Origin of the sequence: Kitasatospora sp. MY 5-36 (assembly GCF_001182915.1) — a bacterium.
Taxonomy (GTDB): Bacteria; Actinomycetota; Actinomycetes; order Streptomycetales; family Streptomycetaceae; genus Kitasatospora.
The window spans coordinates 1-7,536 of sequence record NZ_LFVW01000569.1 but is presented as its reverse complement, the minus strand read 5'-3'; the positions used below and the strand labels follow the sequence as shown (position 1 = coordinate 7,536).

General features: G+C 73.3%; 4 protein-coding genes and 1 pseudogene. All 5 read right to left on the bottom strand.

What is annotated here, in order from left to right:
• Nucleotides 1–226: 226 nt before the first annotated feature.
• Nucleotides 227–1,876 (bottom strand): NRAMP family divalent metal transporter, encoded by a 1,650-nt coding sequence (locus tag AE652_RS30350; RefSeq protein ID WP_049657285.1) that lies wholly within the window; start codon nucleotides 1,874–1,876, stop codon nucleotides 227–229.
• Between the two features lie 504 nt (nucleotides 1,877–2,380).
• On the bottom strand, nucleotides 2,381–4,726 hold the full coding sequence (locus AE652_RS30345; protein ID WP_049657283.1) for an FdhF/YdeP family oxidoreductase: 2,346 nt from the start codon (nucleotides 4,724–4,726) through the stop codon (nucleotides 2,381–2,383).
• A 142-nt stretch (nucleotides 4,727–4,868) separates the two neighbouring features.
• Nucleotides 4,869–5,789, bottom strand: a complete 921-nt coding sequence (locus AE652_RS30340) for a LysR family transcriptional regulator (protein ID WP_049657282.1) — start codon at nucleotides 5,787–5,789, stop codon at nucleotides 4,869–4,871.
• The gene (fdhD, locus tag AE652_RS30335) at nucleotides 5,790–6,665 is read right to left on the bottom strand and encodes a formate dehydrogenase accessory sulfurtransferase FdhD (protein ID WP_049657281.1); all 876 of its coding nucleotides are present in this window, start codon (nucleotides 6,663–6,665) and stop codon (nucleotides 5,790–5,792) included.
• Nucleotides 6,653–7,536 (bottom strand): annotated as a pseudogene (locus tag AE652_RS46705) (hypothetical protein); the annotation flags it as partial. The pseudogene AE652_RS46705 and the gene fdhD, both read right to left, overlap by 13 nt.

The following is a 7,536-nucleotide window of genomic DNA, read 5'->3' as shown; positions in this document are numbered from 1 at the left end:
CGGGCCGCCGCACCCGCCCGCCGGGCCGGCGGCCGGAGCCGGGGCGGCCCGGAGGACGCTGTTGTCGAGGGGGCTCGCCGCCAGGCGTCGGCCGACGGCGGCGAGGGTGGAGCGCAGTCGGCCCCGGTCGGTGGACGGACGGGTGGGCCGGAAGACGGCGACGATGGTCATGGCAGGTCACCTCCGTGACAGGACAACGGGCAGGGCGTGCGCGGAGCCGGTCGGCTCAGTGGTTCAGCGCGGTCTGGACGATCTTGACGACGACCATCGCCATCGCGATCAGCAGGTAGGCGCGCAGGGCGCCCATGCCGACCTTGCGGGCGGTGGACAGCACCGGCTTGTCGAGGGTCTCCAGCGGGGGCATCCGCCAGTTCTCCCGGCCGGTGCGGTCGACCGGGTCCTCCTTGGTGCCGCGGCGCCCGAAGGTGAAGAAGTACCCGGCGACGAGCACGCCGGCGACGCCGCAGCCGGCCATGATCCACAGGATCGCGTCGGAGCTGATGTCCGGCCAGACCACGGCGGCGGTGAGGATCAGCGAGAGCATCACCAGGACGCCGACCACCGCCGAGGTGAAGGCGTTGGTCCTCGGCCCGTTCGTCCAGGGCCCCAGTACGGCGCGGTCGTTGCAGAGCAGCAGCAGGAAGACGGTCGCGGAGGGCAGCAGCACCCCGGCCAGCACCTGGACGAACTGGGTCATCAGGCCCTGGGTGTAGTCGGTGGAGAGCAGCGTGATCGCCGCCGCCGCGACCACCAGGCCCGCGTAGATCCCGTAGAAGCCCTTGGCGCCCTTCACCCCGCGGTGCAGCGAGTGCTTGATGCCGAAGACGTCGCCGATCGCGTACGCGGTGGACAGCGACACCGCGAAGGCGCCGATGATCGAGGCGTCCAGCAGGGCTATCGCGAACAGCACGCCGGCCAGGTGCCCGGCCTTGTCCTCGATGCCCCGGGCGACGGCGGCCGCGTCGGAGAACTGGCCGAAGCCGTCGGTGCCCGCGAAGGCGGCGGCGGTGAGACCCATCATGGCGGCGGCACCGACGATGACGATCACGATGCCGATCCAGAGGTCGGCCTTCTCGTACTTCATGAAGCGCGGGGTGATCCGCTTGTCGATGACGTACGACTGCTGGAAGAACAGCTGCCAGGGCGCCACGGTGGTGCCGACGATGGAGACGATCACCAGCATCACGGCCGCGAGCTGACCGGACCCGCCCGGCATGCTCGGGACGACGAAGTCGTGCGCCATCTGCGAGGTCTTCGGGTGCACCATGAAGTAGATCGGCACCAGCAGCAGCGAGCCCAGGCAGAGCGCCACGGCGACCCGCTCGAAGCGCCGGAACGAGCCGGTGAAGGCCGAGGCGATGATGATCCCGGCCGCCAGCACCACCGAAGCGGCCTTCGGCAGGCCGAGGTACCCGGCCGCGAGCGTGACCCCGATGAACTCGGTGACCAGGGTCAATGCGTTCAGCAGGAAGAGGTCGATCACGCTGAACGCGCCCCAGAACTTCCCGAAGCGCTCCAGGATCAGCCGGGCGTGCCCGACCCCGGTGACGGCGCCGAGCCGCAGCACCATCTCCTGGTTGACGTAGAGCACCGGGACCAGCATCAGCAGGGTCCACAGCAGCTGGGTGCCGTAGTTCTGCCCGGCCTGCCCGTAGGTGGAGAAGGCGCCGGCGTCGTTGTCGCCGACCATCACGATCAGGCCGGGCCCGATGATCGCGAGCAGGGTCTTCAGCCGCGCCGACAGGCCGTGGCGGGGCGTGGGGTCGTCGAGCCGGATGGTGCCGAGCGCACCCTTGATGTCGCCGAGGTGGGCGTCGTCCAGGACGGCCGAACGCGGCTCGGGGACCGTCGAGTTGAGAGTGGCGTGGGTGGTCATGGTGGTTTCCTCCCTGGGCCCCGGACAGGCGGGGCGGTTCGGAGGCAGGCGGCAGCGCTCCCTGCAAGCGGACACGGCGCATCGGCGCGCGGCTGCGCGGCCCGTACGGAGGTGTGCGGGCACGGCGGAGCCGCGTGCGGACGTGGCGTGGACGTCGTGGCTGACGGATCGTCAGGACGTTGTGCAGGGAAGGTTGTTACCGCATGCCGGAGGTGTACGAGGGCAAGCGGGGGTAGGGGCAACTGTGGCCCGGACTACTGCAATCCATGTCTCTCGCCTCCTCCCGGCCGGCGCACCCCGTGGTGCGTGTCATCGACGCGGCAAGGAGTTCACCGGCCCGCGCAACGCGACCGCCGGTTCACCCCAACTCGTCAGAGCTTAGTCCCGTCCGGAGGTGATACTTGCGCACTTGGTTAAACCTTTACCTTTGGGGCGGGCGTTCCGGGCGTTCCGGGTGCTCCGGGCGTTCCGGTCGCTCCGCGGCGCTCGTCCCGGTCCTCCGCTTCAGGACTTCTCGATCGTCACCTTCAGGTGCTTCATGATCGGCTGGTCGCTCTGGGTGCTGTAGTCGCCGATCGCGCACAGCACGTTCAGCTCCGGCATGTACCCGGCCGCGCAGCCGCGCGGGATGTCGTACGGGACGGCCAGGTAGCCGTGCACCGAGCGGGTGCTGCCGTCCCGGGCGGTGCTGGTGACGTCCACCCGGTCGAACTCGGCCAGCCCGCGCTCGCGCATGTCGTCCCGGTTCATGAACACCAGGGTGCGCAGGTTCTTCACGCCCCGGTAGCGGTCGTCGTCCGAGTAGATGGTGGTGTTCCACTGGTCGTGCGAGCGCATCGTGCCCAGCGCCAGGGTGCCCGCCCCGGGGACGACGTCGGGCAGCGGGGCGGCGGAGAACTCGGCCCTGCCGGAGGGGGTGTCGAAGACCAGCTCGCGGGCCGGCTGCTTGATCCGGAAGCCCAGCGGCAGCCGCACCCGGCGGTTGAAGTCCTCGAAGCCGTCCAGGACCCGGGCCATGGTGTCGCGGATGCGGTCGTAGTCCTCGATGTACCACTCCCACGGGGTGGCGCTGTCCGGCAGCGCCGCGCGGGCCATCCCGGCGACGATCGCGGGCTCGGAGAGCAGGTGCGGCGAGGCCGGGCGCTTCATGCCGACCGACAGGTGCACCATGCTCATCGAGTCCTCGACCGAGGTGGACTGCACCCCGGCGCGCTGGTGGTCCTTCTCGGTCCGGCCCAGACAGGGCAGGATCAGCGCGGCCCGCCCGTGCACCAGGTGGCTGCGGTTCAGCTTGGTGCTCACCTGGACGGTCAGCTCGCAGGACTCCAGGGCCTGCCGGGTGTACGGGGTGTCCGGCGCGGCGAGCGCGAAGTTGCCGCCCATGCCGACGAACACCGTGACGTCGCCGCGCCGCATCGCCTCGATCGTGCCGACGGTGTCCAGCCCGTGCTCGCGCGGCGGCTCGATCCCGCACACCTCGGCGAGCCGGTCCAGGAACCCGGCGGCGGGCCGGTGGTCGATGCCGCAGGTGCGGTTGCCCTGGACGTTGCTGTGCCCGCGCACCGGGGAGGGGCCCGCCCCCTCGCGGCCCAGGTTGCCGCGCAGCAGCAGGAGGTTGACGATCTCCCGGACGGTGTCCACGCCGTGCTCGTGCTGGGTCACGCCCAGGCACCAGCTGAAGATCGAGCGGTCGGCCTCCCGGTAGACCCGGGCCGCCCTGAGGATGTCGGCCCGCTCCAGCCCGCTCTGGCGCTCGATCTCCTCCCAGGGCGTGGCCAGGCAGATGTCGCGGTAGGCCTCGAAGCCGGTGGTGTGGCGGTCGATGAACAGCCGGTCCAGCGCCCGGTCGTCGGCCGCGGACTGCTCCAGGATCGCCTTCGCCATGCCGCGCAGCAGCGCCATGTCGCCGCCGATCCGCGGCTGGAGGTTCAGGGTGCTGGTGCGGGTGGCCCGGTTCAGCGCCATGTCGGTGAAGTCGTGCGGGATGATCGTCCGGGTCGCCGCCGCCTCGACCAGCGGGTTGATGTGGACGACCTGCGCGCCGCGCTTGTACGCCTCGGCGAGCGAGGTGAGCATCCGGGGCGCGTTGGAGGCCGCGTTGACGCCCAGGATGAACAGCGCGTCGGTGACCTCCCAGTCCTTGAGGTCGACCGTCCCCTTCCCGGTGCCGAGCGAGGCCTGCAGCGCCCGGCCGCTGGCCTCGTGGCACATGTTGGAGCAGTCGGGCAGGTTGTTGGTGCCCAGCTCGCGGGCCAGCAGCTGGTAAAGGAAGGTCGCCTCGTTGCCGAGCCGGCCGGAGGTGTAGAACGCCGCCCGGTTCGGGTCGTCCAGCCCGCGCAGGGTGCGGCCGACCAGGGCGAACGCGTCCTTCCAGCCGATCGGGACGTAGTGGTCGGTGTCCGGGTCGTAGACCATCGGCTCGGTGAGCCGGCCCTGGTCCTCCAGCGCGAAGTCGCTCCACCCGGACAGCTCGGTCACCGAGTGGGCGGCGAAGAACTCCCGGCCGACCCGCTTGCGGGTCATCTCCCAGGTGACGTGCTTGATGCCGTTCTCGCAGATGTCCAGGTGCAGGCCCTTGGTGTCGTCGGGCCAGGCGCAGCCGGGGCAGTCGAAGCCGCCGTTCTCGTGGTTCATCCGCATCACCGCCCGCGGCCCGTCCAGGTACGCGCCCTCGCGGGCCAGGAAGCGGGTGACGCTCTTGGCGGCGCCCCAGCCGGCGGCCGGGTGGTGGTACGGCGCGACGTGGGGCGGCCCGGCGGGGGAGGGGCCGACGTCCTCCTGCGGCTCCCGCGGGGGCTCCTGCGGCTGCTTCCGCGGGGGAGTGGTGGCGGCGTCGTCGGAGGTGGTCACGGTACTCGCCTTCCGTCGCACGGGTCGGACAACCGGGGCTGGGTCGAGGCTATGCCGGGCGGTCGGGGCGCGCGCGTCGAGCGGCCGCGGGTGCCGGGCCTCCGTGCCCAGGGTCCGTGCGCCCGGTGTGTGCGCCCGGTGGTCAGGCGCCGCCCGGCAGGCTGCCGAGGACGGCGGCCACCTCGGTGCGCCGGGCGACCTCCAGCAGCGCGCGGGCCATCACCGAGCCGGGCTCCCGGGCGGCGGTCACCAGCCCGATCGGCGCGCTGTGCACCGGCTCCGCCAGCGGGACGGCCCGCATCCCGTGCGGCACGCCGAACACGTGCAGCCAGGCGTACGGCACGATGCTCGCCCAGTGGCCGGTGCGGACGTGGGCGAAGAGCGAGGCCACCGAGTCGGTCTCGACCCGGGGCGTGGCCTCGACGCCGAGGCCCGCGAACACCTCGTCCAGCACCCGGCGGCCCTGCATGCCCGGGTGCAGCAGGCACAGCGGCAGCCGGGCGGCCTCCTCCCAGGTCGCCCGGGGGTGCCGGGCCAGCTCGTCGGCCGGACCGGTCAGCAGGACGTACCGCTCCTCGTAGAGCGGGAGCGCGCGCAGGTCGTCGGCGCCCGGTCCGGGCAGGTAGGTGATGCCCGCGTCGATCTCGAAGTTCCGCACCTGGCGCAGGAGTTCGTCGGATCGCAGGTCGGTGGACAGCTCCACGGCGGCCAGCGGGTGGGCGGCGCAGAACGGTCCGGTGAGCAGCGGGACGGCGCCCGAGGCGGTCGGCACCGAGCCGATCCGCAGCCGTCCGGCCAGGCCGGTGCGCAGCGCGTCCACCTCGTCCCGCAGGGCGTCCCGGTCGGCCAGGATGCGCTGCGCCCACAGCACGATCCGCTCGCCCTCGGGCGTCAGGCCCTCGTAGCTGCGCCCGCGCCGCACCAGCAGCACCTTCAGCTCGTCCTCCAGCTTGCGCAGGGCCTCGGAGAGCGCGGGCTGGGAGACGTGGCAGGCCTGGGCGGCGCGGGCGAAGTGGCGCTCGCGGGCGAGCGCGACGAGGTACTCCAGCTGGCGGAAGAGCATCTACCGGCCTTCCTCCCGGACGGCGGCCTCGGCGTCGGTTCGGACGTCCGGGCCGACGTCGATCCGGTCCGCGCGGGTGTAGACGTTCATCGACTCGCCGCGCAGGAAGCCGACCAGGGTCAGCCCGGTCTCCTCCGCGAGGTCCACGGCCAGCGAGGACGGCGCGGAGACCGCCGCGAGCAGCGGGACGCCCGCCATCACGGCCTTCTGCACCAGTTCGAAGGAGGCCCGGCCGCTGACCATCAGCACCGTGCCGCGGGCCGGCAGCAGCCCCTCGCGCAGGGCGTGGCCGACCACCTTGTCCACGGCGTTGTGCCGGCCCACGTCCTCGCGCAGGCAGAGCAGTCGCCCGTCGGCGTCGAACAGCCCGGCCGCGTGCAGGCCGCCGGTGCTGTCGAAGACCTTCTGGGCGGCGCGCAGCCGGTCCGGCAGCGCGGAGAGCAGCGCGGGGGTGACGCGCAGCCCGTCCTCGGCGACGCTCCACGGCGCGGTGGTGCGCACCGCGTCCAGGCTGGCCTTGCCGCACAGGCCGCAGGAGGAGGTGGTGTAGAAGTTGCGCTCCAGCGAGGCGTCGGGGGCGGGCACGCCGGGGGCGAGCTGGACGTCCACCACGTTGTAGGTGTTGCCGCCGTCGGCGGTGGCGCCGGCGCAGTAGCGGATGCCGGCCACCTGCCCGGCGGCGTGCACCACGCCCTCGCTGACCAGGAAGCCGGCCGCCAGGTCGAAGTCGCTGCCCGGGGTGCGCATGGTCACCGTCAGCGGGCGCCCACCGACCCGGATCTCCATCGGCTCCTCGGCGGCCAGGGTGTCGGGACGGTACGAGGGCGCGCCCTGGCGCAGGCGCAGCACTCTGCGGGGTACGGTCACTCGGCCCATGGCGGTCGGCTCCTCGGTGGTGTGCTGGCGACGGACTGTACGGATGCATCCTCGCGCGTCGGCGGCTCCGGGTGCTCCCCGGCCGGCAGGTGGCGGCGGCTGTGGGCGGCGGTGACCGCCAGGCAGAGCAGGCCGACGGCCGCCATGCCCGCCAGCAGCGCCGGGTAGGAGGCGTGGCCGGCGGTGCCGGCGAGCAGCAGCGGGGTGAGGAAGCCGCTGGAGGTGGTGCTCTGGTAGAGCGAGGCGGAGGTCGGGCCGGAGGCGCGCGGGTCGGGGGCGTGCCGGGTGAGCCGCTCCACCTCGTGCAGCCCCGCGCCGAGGGTCAGCCCGTACCCCGTGCCGAGGACCACGGCGGCGGCCACCACCAGGCCCACCGAGTCGCGGGCGGCGGCGACGGCGCCGAGCAGCAGCCCGGCGATGACGGTGGCCATCGCGGTGAGGGTGGCCCGGGCGCTGTCCGCGTCGTCCAGCCGGGCGGCGAAGGGCTGGGCGACCACGCCGGTGGCCAGGGTCAGCGCCGCGACCAGGCCGCTGAACAGCGGGGCGTAGCCGGGCACCCGGTCGGCGACCAGCGGCGGCAGCACCACGTACGCCACGGTGGCGGCGCCGAGCACGGCCGGGCTGGCGGGCAGCACGACGTAGCGGAACCGGGGGTGGCGGACGGCCGCCGTGCGGTGCGGGGGCGTGCCGCGGCCCGGGGCGCTCTCCGGCCCGCCCGCCTTGGCTCCTGCCCTGACCCCTGCCCTGGCCTCCGGCTTCGTCTCCGGGAGCCCGCGGGTGGCCCGCAGCACCAGCAGGCAGCCCAGCGCGTGGGCGAGGGCGGGCAGCACCGTCGGGCCGGGCAGCCACTCGGCGAGCACCCCGGAGGCCA